This window comes from Aequorivita aquimaris (genome assembly GCF_001573155.1).
Taxonomy (GTDB): Bacteria; Bacteroidota; Bacteroidia; order Flavobacteriales; family Flavobacteriaceae; genus Aequorivita; species Aequorivita aquimaris.
In genome coordinates this window covers 61,548-81,943 of record NZ_JRWG01000001.1, presented here as the reverse complement: position 1 = coordinate 81,943, position 20,396 = coordinate 61,548, and the positions used below count along the sequence as shown (strand labels likewise).

General features: G+C 36.2%; 18 protein-coding genes. 16 read left to right on the top strand and 2 right to left on the bottom strand.

The window, feature by feature from the left end; genetic code table 11:
* Position 1 precedes the first annotated feature (1 nt).
* The 16 genes from LS48_RS00350 (at position 2) to azu (ending at position 19,127) form a co-directional block, all read left to right on the top strand.
* Positions 2–817 (top strand): glycosyltransferase family 2 protein, encoded by an 816-nt coding sequence (locus LS48_RS00350; protein WP_062618840.1) that lies wholly within the window; start codon positions 2–4, stop codon positions 815–817.
* 4 nt (positions 818–821) lie between these two features.
* Positions 822–1,937, top strand: a complete 1,116-nt coding sequence (locus tag LS48_RS00345) for a CapA family protein (protein WP_062618838.1) — start codon at positions 822–824, stop codon at positions 1,935–1,937.
* A gap of 90 nt (positions 1,938–2,027) precedes the next feature.
* Complete coding sequence (locus tag LS48_RS00340) at positions 2,028–3,347, top strand: phenylacetate--CoA ligase family protein (RefSeq protein WP_062618836.1); 1,320 nt, start codon at positions 2,028–2,030, stop codon at positions 3,345–3,347.
* Positions 3,348–3,405: 58 nt separating this feature from the next.
* Positions 3,406–4,788, top strand: a complete 1,383-nt coding sequence (locus tag LS48_RS00335) for an O-antigen polymerase (RefSeq protein ID WP_062618834.1) — start codon at positions 3,406–3,408, stop codon at positions 4,786–4,788.
* A gap of 31 nt (positions 4,789–4,819) precedes the next feature.
* Positions 4,820–5,911 (top strand): glycosyltransferase, encoded by a 1,092-nt coding sequence (locus LS48_RS00330; protein ID WP_062618831.1) that lies wholly within the window; start codon positions 4,820–4,822, stop codon positions 5,909–5,911.
* A complete protein-coding gene (locus tag LS48_RS00325; protein WP_062618829.1) occupies positions 5,908–7,077 on the top strand; it encodes a glycosyltransferase in 1,170 nt (389 codons plus the stop codon). The genes LS48_RS00330 and LS48_RS00325 overlap by 4 nt, the downstream gene beginning before the upstream one ends.
* Complete coding sequence (locus LS48_RS00320; protein WP_062618827.1) at positions 7,070–8,242, top strand: glycosyltransferase family 4 protein; 1,173 nt, start codon at positions 7,070–7,072, stop codon at positions 8,240–8,242. Before LS48_RS00325 ends, LS48_RS00320 begins: the two co-directional genes overlap by 8 nt.
* Positions 8,243–8,292: 50 nt before the next feature.
* Entirely contained in the window at positions 8,293–8,904 is a 612-nt protein-coding gene (locus tag LS48_RS00315; RefSeq protein WP_062618825.1) for a sugar transferase, read from the top strand.
* 43 nt (positions 8,905–8,947) lie between these two features.
* Complete coding sequence (locus LS48_RS00310) at positions 8,948–9,538, top strand: acetyltransferase (protein WP_062618823.1); 591 nt, start codon at positions 8,948–8,950, stop codon at positions 9,536–9,538.
* A gap of 158 nt (positions 9,539–9,696) precedes the next feature.
* A complete protein-coding gene (locus tag LS48_RS00305; RefSeq protein WP_062618822.1) occupies positions 9,697–10,242 on the top strand; it encodes a sugar transferase in 546 nt (181 codons plus the stop codon).
* Positions 10,243–10,621: 379 nt separating this feature from the next.
* The gene (locus LS48_RS00300) at positions 10,622–11,758 is read left to right on the top strand and encodes an aminotransferase class I/II-fold pyridoxal phosphate-dependent enzyme (protein ID WP_062618820.1); all 1,137 of its coding nucleotides are present in this window, start codon (positions 10,622–10,624) and stop codon (positions 11,756–11,758) included.
* A 32-nt stretch (positions 11,759–11,790) separates the two neighbouring features.
* Positions 11,791–13,752 (top strand): polysaccharide biosynthesis protein, encoded by a 1,962-nt coding sequence (locus LS48_RS00295; RefSeq protein ID WP_235810987.1) that lies wholly within the window; start codon positions 11,791–11,793, stop codon positions 13,750–13,752.
* Positions 13,753–13,903: 151 nt separating this feature from the next.
* Complete coding sequence (locus LS48_RS00290; RefSeq protein ID WP_062618817.1) at positions 13,904–14,689, top strand: polysaccharide biosynthesis/export family protein; 786 nt, start codon at positions 13,904–13,906, stop codon at positions 14,687–14,689.
* Positions 14,690–14,749: 60 nt separating this feature from the next.
* Positions 14,750–17,131 (top strand): GumC family protein, encoded by a 2,382-nt coding sequence (locus LS48_RS00285; RefSeq protein WP_062618815.1) that lies wholly within the window; start codon positions 14,750–14,752, stop codon positions 17,129–17,131.
* A 13-nt stretch (positions 17,132–17,144) separates the two neighbouring features.
* The gene (locus tag LS48_RS00280; RefSeq protein ID WP_062618813.1) at positions 17,145–18,482 is read left to right on the top strand and encodes a capsule assembly Wzi family protein; all 1,338 of its coding nucleotides are present in this window, start codon (positions 17,145–17,147) and stop codon (positions 18,480–18,482) included.
* Between the two features lie 135 nt (positions 18,483–18,617).
* Entirely contained in the window at positions 18,618–19,127 is a 510-nt protein-coding gene (azu, locus tag LS48_RS00275; RefSeq protein ID WP_062618811.1) for an azurin, read from the top strand.
* A 51-nt stretch (positions 19,128–19,178) separates the two neighbouring features.
* Here azu and LS48_RS15455 read toward each other — a convergent pair whose 3' ends face one another.
* Together LS48_RS15455 and lplA are read right to left on the bottom strand one after the other, a co-directional pair.
* Complete coding sequence (locus LS48_RS15455) at positions 19,179–19,319, bottom strand: hypothetical protein (protein ID WP_193392778.1); 141 nt, start codon at positions 19,317–19,319, stop codon at positions 19,179–19,181.
* A 73-nt stretch (positions 19,320–19,392) separates the two neighbouring features.
* Entirely contained in the window at positions 19,393–20,391 is a 999-nt protein-coding gene (gene lplA / locus LS48_RS00270; RefSeq protein ID WP_062618809.1) for a lipoate--protein ligase, read from the bottom strand.
* Positions 20,392–20,396: the final 5 nt, after the last annotated feature.

Here is a 20,396-nt window from a genome sequence, read left to right as displayed (position 1 = left end):
AATGTTTACCGTAGTAATCCCATTATATAATAAAGAATTAAGCGTTTTTAACACTATAAAATCTGTAGTAAATCAGACTTACAAAGATTTTGAAATTGTTATTGTAAATGATGGTTCTACCGATAAAAGTGTAGAAGTCGTGGAGCAAATCAAAGATGATAGAATTCGTTTGATCCATCAGGAAAATCAAGGTGTTTCTGCTGCTAGAAACACAGGAATTAAACACGCAAAGCACGAATGGATTTGTTTTTTGGATGCGGATGATTTGTGGGAGAAGGAGCATTTAATGACTCTTAAAGAAATGATAAGTGATTATTCACGACATAAAGTGTTTTGTACTTCTTATGTTAGAAGTAATAACACTCTTCCAATGATTCAGGATAATTCAGTTATTATAATTGAAGATTATTTTAAAGAAGCAATTAAACATCATTTTTTTTGGACCTCGGTAACTTGTATCCATAATTCTATCTTTGATGAAATAGGAGGGTTTAATGTTTTATTAAATAGAGGAGAAGATTTAGAATTATGGGGAAGAATTGGCAGGAAATATATTTTTATAAGGTCTAAGAAAATTACAGCTATTTATCGTTGTGAGGCTGAAAATAGAAGTGACCTGAAATTTATACTGGAAAAAAGTAGAGTTTATAATTATCAATTCTTAGATAATAGTACTGATTCTGAAAAGGCTTACTATAATAAGCAAATTTCAAATGTTTTAAAATCATTCATAAAGCAAAGAAAAATAGAAGATTTTATTAAATTAAAGAAAAAGCACAAAGGCTTTATATCTTTTTCAGATATCTTAAAATATTAGCTATATGAAAATTTTAATAACCGGTGATTTTGTCATTAATATAGATTATCCAATTGATAATATCAATAAGGAGATAATTAGCTTATTTCAAAATTCAGATTATAATATTGTGAATTTAGAAGCGCCTGTAACCAACAGCAATTCAAAAATTATAAAAACGGGACCTCATTTAAAAGTCAATAAAGTGAGTACGCTCGCTGTTTTAAAAGTTTTGGAAATTGATTTAGTTACATTAGCAAATAATCACGTACTGGACTATGACCAACAAGGAGTGTTGGATACCTTAAGGTTCTGTCAAGAAAATTCAATAGCAACAGTAGGAGCGGGAAAAAATAAAGAAACAGCTTCAAAAGTTTTTTATATAGAATCTGCAGAAGGTAAAATCGCTATCATTAATATGGCCGAGAATGAATGGGCTTCTGCTACAGAAATTACAGCTGGGGCAAACGGCATGGATTTGATAGACGATGCAAAACAAATTCAAGAAGCAAAATCTAAAAGTGATTTTGTTTTTGTAATTGTTCACGGAGGTCATGAATTTTATAATTTGCCAAGCCCTCGAATGCAAAAGCAATATCGCTTTTATATAGATAATGGAGCTGATATGGTTATAGGACATCATACGCATTGTATCAGTGGGAGGGAAATACATAATGGCAAACCGATTTATTACAGTTTAGGTAATTTCTTATTTACTGAACCAAGTACTTATAATGATTGGTATACTGGATTAGTATTGGAAATTGAAATTAATGAAGGAAAAGTTACAACTTCTCACTTTTCAGTTATTCAAAACAAAGATAATTTTGGGTTAAGTTTATTATCTGGTAAAGCAAAAGAGAATATAGATAAAAGATTTGCTACGTACAGTAGTGAAATTCAAGATTTCGCAACCCTTAAAAATTCGTGGGAATATTTTGTAAAACAAAGAACAAAAACCTACTCAAGTTATTGGTCTCCCTCCACCTTTGTCAAAAATAAATATTTAAAGGCGGTGTTGAATAAAACTGGAATACTCAAACCTCAGAAAAAGGCTTCTGCTCTCTATCTTAATTTATTGAGATGTGAGGCACATAGAGATGCTTCAAAAGTATTTTTAAATGAGATTCTAAAAAAATGAAAATAGCGGTACATCAAAAAAAAGTTTTTAAGAGCTTTGGATTTAGCATTATGAGGCTAAAAGTGCTATTTATAAAACCATATAAATACGATGATAAATAATTTAATTTCATTTACCTATAAATTCATATTTACACCTAAAATTTATTGGTCTTTACAAGTACTAAAAAAGTTGAATATTCAGGATGTTGAAACTAAAAGAGTACATCAACTCGATAAGTTAAAAAAAGTTTTGAAAACTGCTTTTGAACAAGTCCCTTATTACAAAAATATGAATGTGTCAATCGACCCAAATAATTTCTCATATAAAGATCTTCAAAAAATCCCCGTACTTACAAAAGATATTATTAGAACCAAGAGTAATGAGTTATTTAATGATAGTTATTCTAAAATGCAAAAGGTGCGCAAAAATACTTCTGGTGGTTCAACCGGCGAACCCTTAGAGTTTTATCAAACAAAAGATCAAGGTATTTGTGGAACAGTAAATTATTTTTATGCCTTACACTTAAATGGTATAAATTTTTATGATAAATCTGCCGATTTATGGGGTGCAGAAAGAGATATGTACAACTCAAACAATCAATTTAATATCAAATCTCTAATTCATAATAAAACTACTCTTAACACCTTTGTTCTAAATGATTCCATCATTGCATATTACGTAAAAATTCTTAATAAAAAAAAACCTTTGTTTATTAAGGCCTATGTACACTCCCTTTATGATATTGCAAAATATATCAATAAGAATTCGATTAAAATAAATTTTAAACCGACTATTCATTGCACTACAGGCCCGTTGTATCCTGAAATGCGCAAAGAAATTAGTAAAGCATTTAACTTTGCTTATGTATATAACTTCTATGGATCAAGAGAAGTCTCTGCAATTGCAACGGAAGTTAAGGGTCTGCAAGGAATGTACGTGATGTTTGACAATGTTTTTGTGGAAATACTGGATGATGATAACAATCCTGTGAAAAAGGGAGAAGAAGGCGAAATAGTAATTACAACACTTAATAATTTTTATATGCCCTTGTTGAGATATAAAATTGGCGACCGTGCAGTTAAAGGTGATGATATGGAGTGGGGGGTGTTAAAAATGGAAAAAGTGATTGGACGAACACTAGGTGTGATTTATAGAAATGACGGCACTAAAATAGATGGACAGTTTTTCACAACATTATTTTTTAATAAAAAGGGGATTAAATCATTTCAACTAATTCAAAAATCTATTTCTGTTCTAAATTTATATATAGTGAAAAACAAAGATTACGAAGAAAGTGAATTGGAAAGCATATTAAAAAAGATTAATAAAGAATTACCTCATTCTCAAATCCATGTGATATTTGCCGATAAAATTAATTTGACGAGAACGGGCAAGATTATGTATGTTTATTCTGAAATTGAGAAATAATTTAATTTAAGAATGAGTGAAATTAAATATGGAAATTTAAAATTTTAGGAAAAGTTTTATGAAAAACTTTTTGTATTTACTGGTGTTACTTTTATTGATTTTTCTTACCCCTGATAGGTTTGAACATTTCAATGCAAATTATATTTTTCTTATCTCCATTTTGTATTTAATCTCAGTAGTTTATTTCCTCTATCAACAATCTAAGCATACCTCAAATTGGCTACGATTTGATGTAATGTTTCTAATTGGCTATACCATAGTTCATTTTCAGATTCCTTTTTTAGCATCTTTGGGGATGGAACCCGAAAGACCGTCTTTTATTTGGTTGAACAAGGCCGTGGTGAATTTTGCAACCTGGATGAGTGTAGTGGCTATTGTGTTATGGATGTTGGGGTTTTCATTATATAAATATCCAAAGCAAAAAAGTATTGCTCAAACTACTTCCGCAACGGTATCTGTAAATCTTTGGATTTATGATGGTCTTTTATTTCTTTCGTTCGTAGTTTTTTTATTCTTAGTGGGTCCAGTTTTCTTATCCGGAGCTTATAATACTAATGTGTGGGGGGAAGGGGCAAATTATATATTTCTTTTATTGCGAGTTTTACTTTACTTACGAATTTTTTATTTTATACAAAAATTGCCTTCTAATACCCGTATAAAAGATGTTATTAAATCCTTTTCTGCCAATAAAATTTTCTTTATTGTCTTATTTTTATATACACTTCTATTTTTGCGCACAGGTGATAGAGGGCCTGTGATGCAAGTTGCATTAATATTTTTAGGGGCTTATGCTATCTATGTAAAGCCAATACCAGTTAGAAATCTGATTTTATATACTCTTTTGGGAGCATTTGTTTTTACAATAATCCGTTATGGAAGAGGTAGGGATGCTTCTGCTTTTGATGAGGGAAATATTATAACCAGAGGGTATTCGTCCTTTCAGGATCAGGAGGAAGTGAACATTACCAATGAACTCGCATCCTCGGTTCGAATACAATATCGAGCTTTGGATGTGGTCCCAAATAGCCACCCCTATCTTTACGGACTAACTTTTGCTACTGTGGGCATTGGTATTTTTCCTTTTGCTGGCTCTGCCACTTTAGATTTATTTAATATCCCTCGAATCTATGCAGGATCGGCGAATTTTTTCACATATTTAGGACAAGGCAGATTTGTTTCCTATGGCGAAGGAAGCGAAATATTGGCGGATATTTATATCAACTTTGGTTTGTATGGTACCTTTTTGATAATGCTGCTTTTTGGGTGTTGGAGCGGTAAAGTATATAATCGTACAATTTTACAGGACCCAATTTATGTACTTATTACATTGATCTTACTTGCATCTGCTCTTTCTATGAACAGAGGTATGCTATTTACCCCGCTGAAGGATATAGTTTATATTTTATTTTTAAATTATTTATTTCTAAAAGTGATTAAATAAATAAGACAAACCAAATCTATGAATTAACCTTATGATAAATAAAATAGTCTTTTTTGTTACAGGATTAGATTCTGGTGGAATAGAAAATTATCTTTTGCGCTTCTTAAAATATAAAGCTACGTCCTTCTTAAAGATAATCGTCTATTGCAAAGGAGGAAATGGTGGACAACTAGAAAACGAATATTTAAAAATACCGAATGTTCAAATCATCAAAAATAAGTTAAGTTTTTTCAACCCCATTGATTATATCAATCTAACAAAATATTTCAAACAACATCATTTTGATACGGTATGCGATTTCACGGGTAATTTTGCCGGTCCTATTTTATGGAGCGCAAAACAGGCGGGAATTAAAAATCGGGTAGCTTTTTATCGAGGTTCTACCGATCACTTTGAAAAAACATTTTTAAAATCGCAGTACAACAGTTTTGTCAAGCGCTTAACTTACAAATATGCATCTAGTATATTGTCCAATTCACAAGCAGCTTTTGATTTTTTCTACAGCAAAAGACGGCAGGACAATCGATTTAAAGTAATTTACAATGGTGTGGATTCAAAACAGTTTGAGGTTGGTAATCAGAATTTAAGACAAGCTTTGAATATTCCTAATCATGCCTTTGTCATAGGTCATACCGGCAGGTATAATCCTGCCAAGAACCACAGAGTTATTGTTGAAGTGGCAGAAAAGTTGATAAAAATGCATAACGACATATATTTTATTTTGTGTGGTAACGGTGTAAAGGAGAATTTGAAAGACAAGGTGAAAGAATTAGAAATTGATTCAAACGTACGCTTATTTGAGAATAGAAGTGATATACCTGTTTTCTTAAATTCCATGGATGCCTTTTTTTTTCCATCCATAACGGAAGGTCAACCCAATGCTTTGATTGAAGCAATGATAATGGGCTTGCCATTTGTAGCTTCGGATATTGAACCAATAAAAGAAACAGTGGGTAAAAATTCTTATTTATTAAATCCTAATGATATAAATGGTTTTGTTTTCATTTTGGAAGATTTTTATTTAAAGAATGTAAAAAGGAATTCAACATTAAGAGATCAAACAATCAAAAAGTTTGACTATAAAGAACGGTTTAATGAATTATATTATGTTCTGGTAAAATGAGATTATTATTTGTTCACGACCATCCTTTTTTCAAAAATAAAAACGGTATAGTTTATACTGGCGGTTCTTTTCCCAAAAAGTTGTGGGACAATTATTTAATTAATTTTGGAGCTATAGATGTTTATGGTAGAAATTCTAAATCTACCTACTCTAAAATGAGCATATCTTCGGCTGACCAAGTCTCGTTCCATTTAACGACAAAATATAATTCTGCTTCTACACTTTTCAAAAACCGAAAAACCATTGAAAAAGAACTGCATACCTTAATGATAAATGCGGACGTTGTTTTAGTACGACTGCCGAGTGTTTTAGGTTTTATTGCGAGTAAGGTTGCATTTATTAATAACAAGCCATTATGGGTGGAGCAAGTAGGAAACGCGAAAGAAGCATTGTCCAGTTATGGTTCGTTAATGGGTAAAATTGCCGCACCGATTTTTGAACATCATAATAAAAAAATAGTCTCGAAAGCTGATTTCGTGAGTTATGTTACCCTAAGTAAATTACAAAAAGATTATCCAGCTAGAAATACTGCAATTACAATATCATTATCAAACGTTATCATAGATAGAATCTTAGGAGTTGAGGATTTAAATAAAAATAGGTTTTCCAGCGATATTTTTAGACTTGGCATTATTGGTGGATTTGACGCCAAATACAAAGGTCAGGATATTTTCCTTAAAGCCATCGCCACTTTAATTCCGGATGTCAAAAAGAATTTAAAAATTAGTCTTGTAGGTAAAGGAAATTATGAATGGATTATTGATCTTGCGGAAAGATTAAACCTTAAGGATAATATAGAATTTATAGGTCCCCTAGAATCCGGGTCTCAAATTAATGAGTTTCTCAAAACACTTTCATTATACATCCAACCTTCCCTCACTGAAGGAATGCCACGAGCTACAATTGAAGCAATGGCAATGGGTTGTCCTGTAATTGGAAGCAATGTAGGTGGTATTCCGGACATTCTTTCAGATAGGTTTATTCATAAGAAGGGAAATATAAAAGAGTTGGCAGCACATATTGATTATCTATATTCTAACAGAGATGAGCTAAAACGAGAAGCTGTTTTAAGTCTTACTAAAGCCGTTCCTTACCTTAAAACAAACCTTGACAAAAAAAGATTGGATTTTTACGCGTCAATGAATAAAATTTTAAAAGATGCCTAAACCCAAACTAATCCGTATAACAACAGTACCTATTTCCCTCGTAAAGTTACTGGAGGGGCAACTTGCCTTTATGCAGAAGTATTACGAAGTTATTGCTGTTTCCGCAGAAAAAGAAAGATTGGAAGCCTATGGAAAGGAGGAAGGCGTGCGAGTTTTTTCTTTAGAACTCACTAGAAAAATAACACCCATAAAAGATATTGTAGCGGTTTTTAAACTGTATCGCTTCCTAAAAAAAGAAAAGCCATTAATCGTACATACCCACACCCCAAAAGCGGGAATCGTGGGCATGATGGCGGCTTGGCTTGCAGGTGTTCCAAATCGTTTGCATACCATTGCAGGTCTTCCACTAATGGAGACTACAGGGAAGAAGAGAAAACTGCTAGATTTTGTAGAAAGGCTCACATATAAATTTGCCACCAATGTGTATCCAAATTCCAAAGGTCTTTACGATTTTATTATTAATGAAAATTTAGCGAAATCGGAAAAGCTTAAAATAATAGGACAGGGGAGTAGTAACGGTATAGATACTGAATACTTTAATCCTACACTTTTCAATTCAAAAAGAAATATTCTTCGCCAAAATCTTAATATTTCGAATGACAATTTTGTTTTTGTTTTTGTCGGTAGGCTAGTAGGTGATAAAGGAATAAACGAGTTGTGTGCGGCTTTCTCAAACCTTATAGTTGATTTGGGAATGCAGAAGTTAAAATTGTTATTGGTCGGACCGCAAGAATCTCAATTAGATCCATTAAAAAAGGAAACTCTTAAAACGATTGAAAATAATCCAAATATTATTATGGTGGGGTATCAGCAAGATGTTCGGCCATATTTTGCCGCAGCAGATGCCTTGGCTTTTCCAAGTTATCGGGAAGGTTTTCCTAATGTAGTTATGCAGGCCGGTGCCATGGGTTTACCGTCTATAGTAACCGATATTAATGGCTGCAATGAAATTATAATCCATAGGGTAAATGGATTAATTATTCCGATTAAAAATTCTGAAGCCTTAGCGAAAGCTATGCGATTATTGATTGAAGATGTAAATTTATATCAACACTTAAAGGGCAATGCTAGGGCTCAAATAACGAATCGCTATGAACAACAACAGGTTTGGGATGCGCTGTTCGAAGAATATCAAAGCTTACTCAAACAGAAAAGTAGGAAATAGAAAAAATTGTTCATTTTTAGCCTCAATCTAAATTTAAAGAAATAGACAGCGTGTTATATCAAAACTCAATAAAACCTTTTTTGGATTTTGTCTGCGCCTTCTTGGGTCTTATATTGCTTAGTCCTATTTTTTCCGTCGTTTGGTTAGGTCTTACAATAGCCAACAACGGAAAACCTTTTTTCTATCAACGGCGCCCCGGAAAAGGAGAAAAGATCTTTACCATCATCAAGTTTAAAACGATGACAGAAAAGAGAGACAGTAGCGGTAGATTGCTACCAGATGCCGAACGCCTTACTGCCATAGGCAGTTTTGTAAGAAAAACTTCACTAGACGAGCTGCCACAATTGTTAAATGTATTAAAAGGCGATATGAGTTTTGTGGGACCGAGACCTTTATTGCCGGAATACTTACCTTTATATAGTGAAACACAACGAAAACGGCATAACGTAAAACCTGGTATTACAGGTTGGGCGCAGGTAAATGGGCGGAATGCACTAAGCTGGGAACAGAAGTTTGAGTTTGATGTTTGGTATGTTGAAAACCAAAGTTTCCTGCTCGATTTCCGCATTCTGTTAAAAACTCTGTGGAAAGTTTTTAAACGTGAAGGGGTTGCACAGGAGGGCCAAGCTACCGCAGAACAATTTAAGGGAAGTAGAGGTTAATAGATGGATTGCAATTTTCAATTTAGTTATAACTTAATAAAATATGATATTATTCGGTGCAAGCGGCCATTCTAAATCTGTAATTGACATTGCAGAATCCATAGGCGAGAGGATTACCCGCATATATGACGACAATCCCAAGGTCGAAGCAGTATGCCATATTCCGGTTCAAAAATTTCTTGCCGAACCTATAAATGCGAATGAGGCGTGGATAGTTTCTATAGGCAATAATCGGAACAGAAAGAAAATTGTGGAAAAATTGACGCAACATTTTGGTCTTCTTGTACATAGAACCGCCAGTGTTTCTTCTTGGTCATCTTTAGAAGAAGGAACTGTTATTATGGCAAAGGTTGTTATAAATGCCAATACGGCCATTGGAAAACATTGTATCATAAATTCTGGAGCTGTTGTGGAACACGATTGTATGCTGGGTGATTTTGTTCACGTTTCACCCAACGCGAGTCTAGCAGGGGGTGTAATTGTGGGGGAGGGAACCCATATTGGCATTGGTGCCTGTGTATTGCCGGAAATCAAAATTGGAAAATGGGCCACCATCGGGGCTGGCGCTGTAATCATAAGGGATGTGGAAGATGGGGCAGTAGTGGTAGGGAATCCTGGCAGGGTAATAGGCTGAGATAAGAATGCGGACCCAATACTGTAAGTTGTATTTTATAAAGTTTAAAAAAGATCTTAGCTGCATTTATACTACCTCTTTGCCCTGCATTTAGGACAGGTTGCTCTCTGTGATACTTAATACCCAACCCCATTTAAAGATTACTAACCAACAAAAATATTTCTATCAAAAGAATATTCGACATAGTATTTTCGATAATTGGTCTCCTGATTTTTGGCTGGTTAATACTCTTGTTATTGCTTTTCGCCTATTTTGATACGGGGAAGGCTCTTTTTTGCCAGCCAAGGGTAGGGCAATATGGCAAACAATTTACCATTTTTAAGATACGGACATTACAAACTTGTTGTGGAAGCGTTTCAAAATATGGAAAGTTTCTCCGGCGTTCCAAATTGGACGAGTTGCCGCAACTGTTAAATATCCTTTTTGGACAAATGAGTTTGGTGGGCCCACGTCCCGATATTCCCGGATATTACGATAAACTGGAGGGGGAGGAAAGAAAAATATTGGAACTGAAACCGGGTTTAATCAGTAAGGCGGCTTTAAAATATTATAATGAGGAAGCCCTTTTAAAAGAACAGACGGATCCCCTTAAGTACAATAATGAAGTTATCTTTCCCGACAAGGTACGAATGAACCTGGAGTATTATTACAATAGATCGTTTGCGGAAGACTTGAGGATTATGTGGCTCTTTTTGACGAAGTAATTTTTTTCTCAATTAATTTTTAATGTTGCGCAGCTGTTTCTATGTATAATTCAAAACTAATCTAGCTACTTTCGGAAGGTCTTCACCTACGTTCAAGCTGTATCCATTGGAGTTGAGGTAGTTTTAAGCTACTAAAAGGCTACTTAAAGCCTATTCAAAAGCTAAAAAATTTATATGGTTCGCGCGGAATATTAATTTTGAGGGATAGAATAAATTTGTCAATCCCTTATCATTTAATGTCGTCATATTATTTCTTAACTTTGCGCCCTTTTAAAGGTGCGATACTATTTAATATTATGCTGTTACCTCATTATAGGGTAAGCTTTATGCGATATTACTGTAAATGAAATTTTAAATATATTTCCCCAACATCAAATTAATGGACTCAAAAATATACCTATCCTCCCCACATATGGGCGGTGCCGAGCAAAATTACGTTAATGAGGCGTTTGACACAAATTGGGTAGCTCCCTTGGGTCCAAATGTGGATGGTTTTGAGAAATCTTTAGAAAGTTATCTGGGAAATGGGAATCACGTTGCCGCACTTAGCTCTGGCACTGCGGCAATACATTTGGCACTTATTTTATTGGGCGTTGAAAAGGGCGATGAGGTAATCTGCCAAAGTATGACCTTTTCCGCTTCAGCAAATCCAATTGTTTACCTAGGCGCAACTCCCATTTTTGTTGATAGCGAGCCGGACACCTGGAACATTTGCCCGAATTATTTGGAAGAGGCCATAAAAGATCGAAGTTCTAAAGGGAAAAAACCAAAAGCAATAATCGCCGTACATCTTTACGGAATGCCCTATAAAGTTGATGCAATAAAAAAGATTTCTGAAAAATATGAAATTCCAATTGTGGAGGATAGTGCCGAAGCGTTGGGAAGCACTTATAAAGGTCAAAAATGTGGTACTTTTGGCGATATTTCCATCCTATCCTTCAATGGTAACAAAATCATCACAACTTCAGGAGGTGGGGCATTGGTTTCTCGATATTTGAAGCACAAAGAGAAAGCTATTTTCTTGGCTACACAGGCGCGGGATGCCGCACCGCATTACCAACATTCTGAAATAGGCTATAACTACAGGTTGAGCAATATTTCTGCGGGTATAGGCCGAGGCCAAATGGAAGTTCTTGATTCACATGTAGGTTTGCGTAGAAAAATGAATGAATTTTACAAAGTAATATTTAAGAATGTCACTGGAGTTAATGTGTTTTCAGAACCTAACAGCAATTATTTTTCAAATCATTGGCTTTCCTGTATTCTTGTAGATAGTTCAGAATGTGGTTTTTCAAGCGAAGATATTAGAATGGCAATGGGGGAAAATAATATTGAGTGTAGGCCATTATGGAAGCCAATGCATTTACAGCCAATATTTGAAAGAGCTCCATATTATGGTGGGAAAACTGCAGAGAGCCTATTTAATATAGGCCTTTGTTTGCCCTCAGGTTCAAATTTAACAGATGAAGAAAAAGTTAAGATTAACGATGTTTTAATACCTTTTATCGATAAATAGGTTATATTTGTAGTCCCAAATCTTACGAAACCGTGCCTTATAACAATTCACTATTTGAGCAATTAAAGATGCGCACTAGAACTATAGGTTTATTAAACCGACGGTATTTGCCACGTTGGGCTGTATTGATGTTGGATGTTTTGATATGTTTGGCTTCATTTGTATTGGCTTATTTAATATTGGACGGTACGCCGTTAAAATTTCAGAATGTATGGCCTACTCCATTGCGGGCTCTATTCATTTTGGGTATAAATGTATTTTTCTTTTATATTTTTAGGACTTATGCGGGAATAGTTCGCCACTCTACATTTACCGATGTATTCAGGGTAGCTGCAGCGTCTTTTTTTACAGCCATTACGGTTGTTACTTATAATACAACTTATTATTTTTTTCAGGGAGAAAAAATATTTCTTACTACGGCGGTTATACTTTACATGTTTTTTTCATTTACATTAATGTTGTTTTTTAGAATTGCGGTGAAGGAGGCCTATCAGTATATACGTAGAATGAATACTGCTAAAATCAAGAAGCGGGTATTGATTGTAGGAATGGACAATCAGACCATTAACCTGGGAAGGGCGCTGACCTCGGAATCTGACCAAGCTTTTCAATTGATAGGGTTTATTTCCGATGATAATTCCACTAAGAGATTAAATGTTCTTGGAAAGCCGGTTTTTTTAACATCGATAAAAAAGGATTCTAAAGAATTTTCCTCTTTGCTGGAAAAACATCGCATTGATGGGGTTTTAATGGTGCGTGATTCTTTATCAGTAGCCGAAACAAATGAAATAGTAGAAGCTTGTTTGGCGAATAAAATACAGGTATTTAATATGCCGTCTGTTGAGAATTGGAACCAGAAACAAGACCTACAGACCCAAATAAAGCATATAGAAATTGAGGATTTATTGGATAGGTATCCGATTGAAATCGATTCTGCTATAATTAAAAACGATCTTGAGCATAAAACAATTTTGGTAACCGGGGGCGCAGGATCGATTGGGAGTGAAATAGTAAGACAATTGTCATTATTCAATCCTCGAAAAATCGTGGTTTTGGATAATGCGGAGTCGGCATTATATGAGATGGAACTTTATTTGGAAAATAATTTTCCAGATTTAAAATTTGCCAGTGTTTTGGCTGATGTGAGAAATATCGATCGCCTTGAGATGATATTTGCCACCTACAAGTTTGATATAGTTTTTCATGCTGCGGCATATAAGCATGTACCTATTATTGAGAAAAACCCTTACGAGGCTGTAGGCGTAAATATTAGTGGTACGATAAATCTTGCCAACCTCGCTGTACAACATGGGATAGATAAATTTGTGATGATATCTACCGATAAGGCCGTTAACCCGACGAATGTAATGGGAGCATCAAAAAGAGCAGCGGAGATGTATGTACAGTCACTTCAGGAGAAAATAGGCACCCATACCCGCTTTATTACAACTCGATTTGGAAACGTTTTGGGATCCAATGGTTCGGTAATCCCGCACTTTAGAAAGCAGATTGAAGCAGGAGGACCTGTAACTGTCACCCATAAGGATATAATACGTTATTTTATGACCATACCAGAAGCCTGTCAATTGGTATTACAGGCTGGTACCATGGGTAAAGGAGGAGAAATATTTATATTTGATATGGGTAAGCCGGTAAGAATACTCGATATGGCTGAACGAATGATAAAACTCTCCGGATTCCAACCTTATAAAGATATTGATATAAAAATTACCGGTTTACGTCCTGGGGAAAAACTGTATGAAGAGCTTTTAAGCGAAACTGCTGAGAGCTTACCAACTTTCCACTCGAAGATTATGGTATCAAAAGTGCCCACAGAGGATTTTTATAAGGTTAGTGAGAAAATACAGGCTATTGTCAAAGCCACCAACCAAAATAAAAAAACGGAGGTGGTCCTAAAGATTAAGGAACTAGTGCCAGAGTATATTAGCCAGAATTCTGAATACCAGTTTTTGGATATTCAGCACCAGAATTAATAATATAATGTTATCAAATAAATTAACCTTCATATAAGTAATGAAGGTTTTCTTTTTTATAAGTTTTATATATTTTTAAATACGCTTGTTTCCTTAAAATCATGAATCCTTTAGTGTACGGTTGATAAAAGATTATATTTGCAAAAAAGATATGATACGATATTTTATAAAGTTATTAGTTGTTGTACTCCTGGGGACCCTAGGGGTATCCTGTGTTTCTTCTAAGAAAATTGTTTATTTCCAAGATTTATCTGAAGGGCAGCGAGTGCTTGATACTCTACAAAAAAGCTCTAAAATTCAATCTGGAGATCTTCTAAGTATTGTGGTTTCCGCATACGATTTAAATGCGGTTCGTCCATTCAATCTAATTAGTGAGACACGTCCTACAGCTGAGGTTTCTGGAATAAGTATAAACAATACCAACCAGCAACAAGCCTATCTTACTGCACAGGACGGAACGATAGATTTTCCTGTATTGGGCAATGTAAAGGTAGCCGGGTTGAGTAGGACGGAATTAAGTGAGATGTTGACAAAACGTATTTCCGAATATGTGAAAGATCCTATTGTTACCATTCGTATCCTTAACTTTAAGGTAAGTCTTTTAGGGGAAGTAAATAGGCCCGGAACCTATAATTTTGAAGGAGAGCGACTGACACTGCCTGCTGCCTTAGGATTGGCCGGAGATATGACAATCTACGGAAGAAGGGATAATGTATTGGTTATTAGGGACGATGGTAAAACTAAACAATATGAATATCTGGACCTTAGAAGTGCAGATGTTTTAAACAGTGAATATTACTATTTGCAACAAAATGATGTAGTATATGTGGAACCCAATCGGGCACAGGTACAGAGTAGTAGTTTTAATAGAAATACCGCAGTCTATGTGAGTGTAGCCTCTCTACTATTGTCTGCGATGGCTATTATATTTAGATAGTTTTAGATACTGTTAAATACCCTCCAATAGCTTTTAATAATTGGGAAGGAAAATTATTATATGAACGAGAATCCAAAAATCCAAGAGTCAGATGAGCTTTCATTAAGAGAGTTAATAGAGCAATATACCCAATATTGGTATTTGTTTGTAATAGGGGTGTTGATTGCCCTTGTACTCGCTTTTCTTTATCTGCGATACACCCCACAATTGTACCAGAGTAAGGCAACTATTATCATAAAGGATGAAAAAACCCAGAGTCCATTGGAAATGGCGGCCTTTTCCCAATTTGGAAGTTTTTTATCCCGATTTAAGAATAATCAAATAGACAATGAACTTGCAATCTTTAACTCCAAAAGATTAATTTCTGAGACCGTAAAGGAGTTGCAGCTCAATATTAAATATGAGGTTGTTGGCAATATAAAGACCTCTGAACTGTATGGCTACAAACCGTTTGAGGTTAAGTTTCAAAGTTTTAATGAGGATTTGGATACAAATGTACCCGTCCTCTATTTCAAAATTTTGTCCAGCAATGAGTTTCATCTTGAAAGTGAGGAAATTGAAATTGCCGATACTTATAATTTTGGAGAACAAATAAGACTGCCTTTTGGCGAGATAACCGTATTGCCAAACCTAGAAGATGCTGACAAATTTGAAGGATATGTAAATAAGACCTTACTCGTAAGTTACCATACGGTAGAGAAAGTAGCCTTGGGTTTTCAGGATCGTGTCAATATTTTTAATACAGATGGCAAAAGTAATGTAGTGGAATTGTCCATACAGACCCAAAATAAGGAGAAAGGTCAGGATTTTTTAGATGAGCTGGTACGGCAATACAATAAGGATGCGGTACTGGACCGAAATGAGATTGCGAAAAAAACATCGGCCTTTATAGAGTCACGATTGCAGATTATTACCAAGGAGCTGGATTCGGTAGAAAGCAATAAGGAAGATTTTAAAAGCTCCAATAGACTGACTGACATTCAGGCGGAAGCCCAAATAACCCTGGAAAATGCCAGTGAGTTTAATAAGCGGCAGTTGGATGTTTCTACCCAAATGGAGTTGAGCAATACCATGATAGACTATATCAAGAATAGCAATCCTGATGAATTGCTGCCCGCCAATATTGGAATCTCCAATGAAAGTGTAGGCACGGCAGTGAATAATTACAACGAACTTATTTTATACCGAAATAAATTATTGCAAAGCTCCACCTCTAAAAATCCTGTAGTAAAGAGTGTAAACGAACAAATTGCACAAATGCGCGCCAATATTTTGGGAAGTTTGGAGAATTCACGTAATGGATTACGAATTGCGATGAAGGATTTAAATGTACAAGAAAATATTATCAGCTCCAAGATATCCCAAGTCCCTGCCAAAGAAAAAATATTTAGGGGCATAGAACGACAACAGACCATTAAGGAGCAGCTTTACCTCTTTTTACTGCAACAGCGGGAGGAAGCCTCCATTGCCCTGGCGGCTACGGCAGATAGGGCCAAGATAGTGGATAGCGCCTATGGCCCGCAGGAGCCGGTATCGCCAAAAAAATCCCTAATTTATTTGGGTGCGCTCTTGGCGGGACTGCTTGTGCCATTCGGCGGTATTTATAGCTTTAATTTATTGAATACCAAAGTTAAAGGAAGAAAGGATGTAGAAAGACATCTTAAATCGGTACCTATTATCGGGGAGATACCAAAAGTGCAAAAAGGAGACTCAGACCTGATAAAGCATAACGACCAAAGTATAATGGCAGAAGCCTATCGGATTTTCAGGACCAATCTGCAGTATCTGTTTATTAATAAGTTGGAGAAGAACGAAGAGGGGAAATCCCTAATCGTAACCTCCACCATAAAAGGAGAAGGCAAAACGTTTGTAGCATTCAACTTGGCCCTAACCCTTGCTCTTACCGGGAAAAAGGTAGTTTTGGTGGGTGCCGACATACGGAACCCGCAATTGCAACGGTATTTGCCAGAACATTTAAAATCTAAAAAAGGTCTTACGGAATATATTGTATATGAAGACCTGCAGGTAGCAGATGTGGTGGCACAGAGTGAGTATAACGAAAACCTAAATATAATTGTATCGGGTGCCATTCCCCCGAATCCCGCGGAATTGTTAATGCAGAAACGCACTTCCACCCTAGTGGAGGAGCTGCGGAAACAATACGATTATATAATTTTGGACACCGCGCCAGCAATGCTTGTAACCGATACCATTTTGATCAATAAGCTGGCTGACATCACCCTTTATGTGGTGCGGGCAGACTATACCGATAGGCGCCTGTTGGATTTTGCGAAAGATGCCATTGAGGACGGTCGCCTTACCAACGTGGCAATGGTATTGAATAATGTAGCTTTAAACAACTTCGGTTATGGTAATAAATACGGGTATGCCTATTCGCGCGAGGATCGTTCGTTGCTCAAACGAATTTTGAATAAGCAATAAGCTGCTACTTACTATGAAAGGTTTCCTGGTTTTAGTTTTGTTATTTCCAATGTTTCTCTCTTCCCAAGAATTCGGGATTGAGGGGGAAGTGGGAACCAAAATTATCGTGACCAATAAAAATGACAATCCGTTTTGGTTCCACACCAATACGAACTATGGAGTGGGAGCGCTAACAAATCTTTCGGTAACTGCCCAACTTAATGCCAGTCTTAATTATTCTACTTTTAAAATTAATGCGGGTGCAGCCGCTTTTGGCAGGGATGGAGTGGAAGATGCCATCCAGCGTCGGGATTTATATCTTCAGTTTGAAAATTCGTGGCTGTTGGCAACCGCAGGAGCTAAGAAACAAAAGGAAGTATTGGATGGTCTTTCCGCAACCAATCAAAACTTTCTATGGTCCGGAAATGCCCGGCCTTTGCCTGGGTTTCTATTGGAAGCCAATAACCCTTTTAAGATTTCAAAAACCTTTGCCATAGATTGGGGAATAGGACATTATGTTATGAACGATACCCGATATGTGGACAATACGCAACTGCATTACAAGCGTTTGGGGTTAATCACCAAGTTTAATGAAAACAACATCCTTACGCTAAAAGTGCAGCACTATGCACAATGGGCAGGTACTTCGCCAGAATGGGGCAAGTTAAAGAGCGGGTTTAAGGATTTTGTAAATGTATTTTTTGCACACACCACGGAGGAATATGGTATTGAGGGCGAAACCCTAAATAAGCTGGGTAATCACCTAGGGAGCATTTTGTTGCAATACAACCTAAAAAATAAGTTTGGGGAATTCTCTATCTATCACGACCACTATATTGAGGATGGAAGTGGCACTCGATGGGCGAATTTTCCCGATGGGCTGTGGGGTATCTATTTTAAACCGAACAACCAGCGTATTATAAGTTCGATACTCTATGAATACATCGACACCGTGGACCAAAGTGGGATATCAGTTGGCAGCGGAAAGGACAATTATTTTAGCAATTCCATCTACAGGAGCGGCTGGACCTATGAGGAGAATGTAATTGGCGTCCCGTTTATTTTATACAATAAGGAACTGTCCTTGGAGAGTACGGAACCGCGGTATATTAGCAACAGATCCAAAACACACCATTTGGGGATTATGGGACAGTTCAATAACTTAACCTGGAAAATAAAAACCACTTATTCAAAATATCTCGGCACTTATGGCGCCCCTTTATATCCGGAGTGGAAGTATTGGTATAACTATGGTTCGCTATCGTATAAAACTGAAAAACTGGGTATTTTCACGGCGATGGGAGGTGTCGATTTTTCTAACAGAAGCTCTACGGTTTTTGGTGCTGGCTTGGCCTATTCGTACCAGTTTTAATTTTCAGGAATTCCTGTCTTTTTTAAATGTTACTATTTTCATAATTTTTTTGAAATGAAGTCAATTAACTTTGGTGGAACAGAAAATAGCCGTTAATTTTGTCTTTTATTTATAATCAATATAAACTACAATACAATGAAAAAACTAATTTTAGTATTCGCGGCCGTCCTTGCAATAAGCTGTGGCGACAACAAGAAAGAAGAAAAAAATGATTTAAAGATCGGTGCTCCGGTAGAGGAAACCACTCCTGCCGAGACTACTGATGATTCGGTAACCGAGGTTACGATTACCGGAAACGACCAGATGAAATTCAATAAAAGTGAAATTCGCGTAAAAGCGGGTCAAAAAGTAAGACTTACCTTAAAGCACGTTGGGACAATGCAAAAAACAGTAATGGGCCATAACTGGGCACTGCTTACTCAGGATGCCGATATGGCTACCGTGGGACAGGCTGCAGCTGTTGCGGAAGATAACGACTATATTCCTGCGGATATGACAGATAAGTTTATAGCGCATACCAAAATGCTTGGTGGGGGTGAAAGCGACACCATTGAATTTGACGCTCCTGCTCCAGGCACTTATATTTTTATGTGTACCTTCCCTGGGCACTATGCTTTAATGCAGGGTAAGTTTATCGTAGAATAATCGGATTAATCAAAATATCTTTTAAAAGCCGCAATCTATATTGCGGCTTTTTTATTTGTCGATGTTTTTTCCCTTAAGGAGAAAACCCAAGGGCAGCATCAAAAAAATAAATAGGTACCTTCCCGTTATCAGCCCCACGATGGTCACTACCGCCGCCGCTACCATAAGGATGATTTTAGTGTTTTTGCTCATTTGAAGAGTTTTTAAAATAGGCATTAGGGATTAGGGATTAGGAAATAGACACTAAAAACTTGAAACCATCAACTTAATCTCCCCCATAAACCAATTCAATAAAATCAATTTTTGGAATGTCTCCAAAATATTCTTTAACTTCAATATCTTTCAGCAATTCTGAAATGTCTTCTTTTTCATAACGGGCGCCTTCCAATAGTTTTTCAAGCTTTTCCACGGGCTCTTTTCCGAAGAAATCGCCGTAGATTTTAAAATCCTTGATGTGTCCCTTTTCCACAAAAATACGAAGATCAATTTCACCAATTGGAAAACGTTTGCTCCGCTGTATGTTGAATTTTGGGGAACGTCCGAAGTTCCAATCCCAAGTGTCGTATTTCTCTTCTTTCAATTCGTGGACAGCTTTCCATTCCTCGGGCGTTAAATGATAACTCTCAAACGGTTCACTTTCCTCATATAGTCCTTCCAATAACAATTTTCTGAATTCTTCAATCTTTAAAGGTTGCTTTAAAAATTCAGAAATATTGGCCACGCGGCTGCGTACCGATTTATGGCCCTTGCTCTCAATTTTACTCATTTTGACGTTAAGCGCGTTTACCACTTCGCCCAAAACCGTATCAAACAAAAGTGTGCCGTGACTTACCATCCGCTTTCCGGTAGAAAACTGCGCAGTGCCAGAAATTTTCTTTTCATCAACCTGAATGTCGTTGCGGCCCTTTAGTTCAGCGTTTAGGCCCAAACTGTTCAAAACCTTTATTACGGGCGCGGTGAACTTTTTAAAGTTGTTCAAACTTTTTATATCGTGATCGGTAATAAAACTGAAATTGAGGTTCCCAAAATCGTGATATACCGCACCCCCGCCTGAAACCCTTCGCACTACGTGAATATTGTTCTGCTCAATATACTCGTGGTTAATTTCTTCCAAGGTGTTTTGGTTACGGCCAATAATAATCGACGGCTCGTTTATGTAGAAGAGCAGATAATCATTATCTGCGCTAAAGTTCCGCAGGGCGTATTCTTCGAGTGCAAGGTTAAGTCGTGGATTGGTATTGCCTTCGTTTTCTAGGAAAATCATGATGT

Excerpts from the sequence above, each read along its gene's own strand:
- lplA (WP_062618809.1), bottom strand. The coding sequence starts at position 20,391 with ATGATTTTCCTAGAAAACGAAGGCAATACCAATCCACGACTTAACCTT.
- LS48_RS00280 (WP_062618813.1), top strand. The coding sequence starts at position 17,145 with ATGAAAGGTTTCCTGGTTTTAGTTTTGTTATTTCCAATGTTTCTCTCT.
- azu (WP_062618811.1), top strand. The coding sequence starts at position 18,618 with ATGAAAAAACTAATTTTAGTATTCGCGGCCGTCCTTGCAATAAGCTGT.
- LS48_RS00320 (WP_062618827.1), top strand. The coding sequence starts at position 7,070 with ATGCCTAAACCCAAACTAATCCGTATAACAACAGTACCTATTTCCCTC.
- LS48_RS15455 (WP_193392778.1), bottom strand. The coding sequence starts at position 19,319 with ATGAGCAAAAACACTAAAATCATCCTTATGGTAGCGGCGGCGGTAGTG.
- LS48_RS00310 (WP_062618823.1), top strand. The coding sequence starts at position 8,948 with ATGATATTATTCGGTGCAAGCGGCCATTCTAAATCTGTAATTGACATT.
- LS48_RS00300 (WP_062618820.1), top strand. The coding sequence starts at position 10,622 with ATGGACTCAAAAATATACCTATCCTCCCCACATATGGGCGGTGCCGAG.
- LS48_RS00350 (WP_062618840.1), top strand. The coding sequence starts at position 2 with ATGTTTACCGTAGTAATCCCATTATATAATAAAGAATTAAGCGTTTTT.
- LS48_RS00325 (WP_062618829.1), top strand. The coding sequence starts at position 5,908 with ATGAGATTATTATTTGTTCACGACCATCCTTTTTTCAAAAATAAAAAC.
- LS48_RS00290 (WP_062618817.1), top strand. The coding sequence starts at position 13,904 with ATGATACGATATTTTATAAAGTTATTAGTTGTTGTACTCCTGGGGACC.
- LS48_RS00345 (WP_062618838.1), top strand. The coding sequence starts at position 822 with ATGAAAATTTTAATAACCGGTGATTTTGTCATTAATATAGATTATCCA.
- LS48_RS00285 (WP_062618815.1), top strand. The coding sequence starts at position 14,750 with ATGAACGAGAATCCAAAAATCCAAGAGTCAGATGAGCTTTCATTAAGA.
- LS48_RS00335 (WP_062618834.1), top strand. The coding sequence starts at position 3,406 with ATGAAAAACTTTTTGTATTTACTGGTGTTACTTTTATTGATTTTTCTT.
- LS48_RS00340 (WP_062618836.1), top strand. The coding sequence starts at position 2,028 with ATGATAAATAATTTAATTTCATTTACCTATAAATTCATATTTACACCT.
- LS48_RS00330 (WP_062618831.1), top strand. The coding sequence starts at position 4,820 with ATGATAAATAAAATAGTCTTTTTTGTTACAGGATTAGATTCTGGTGGA.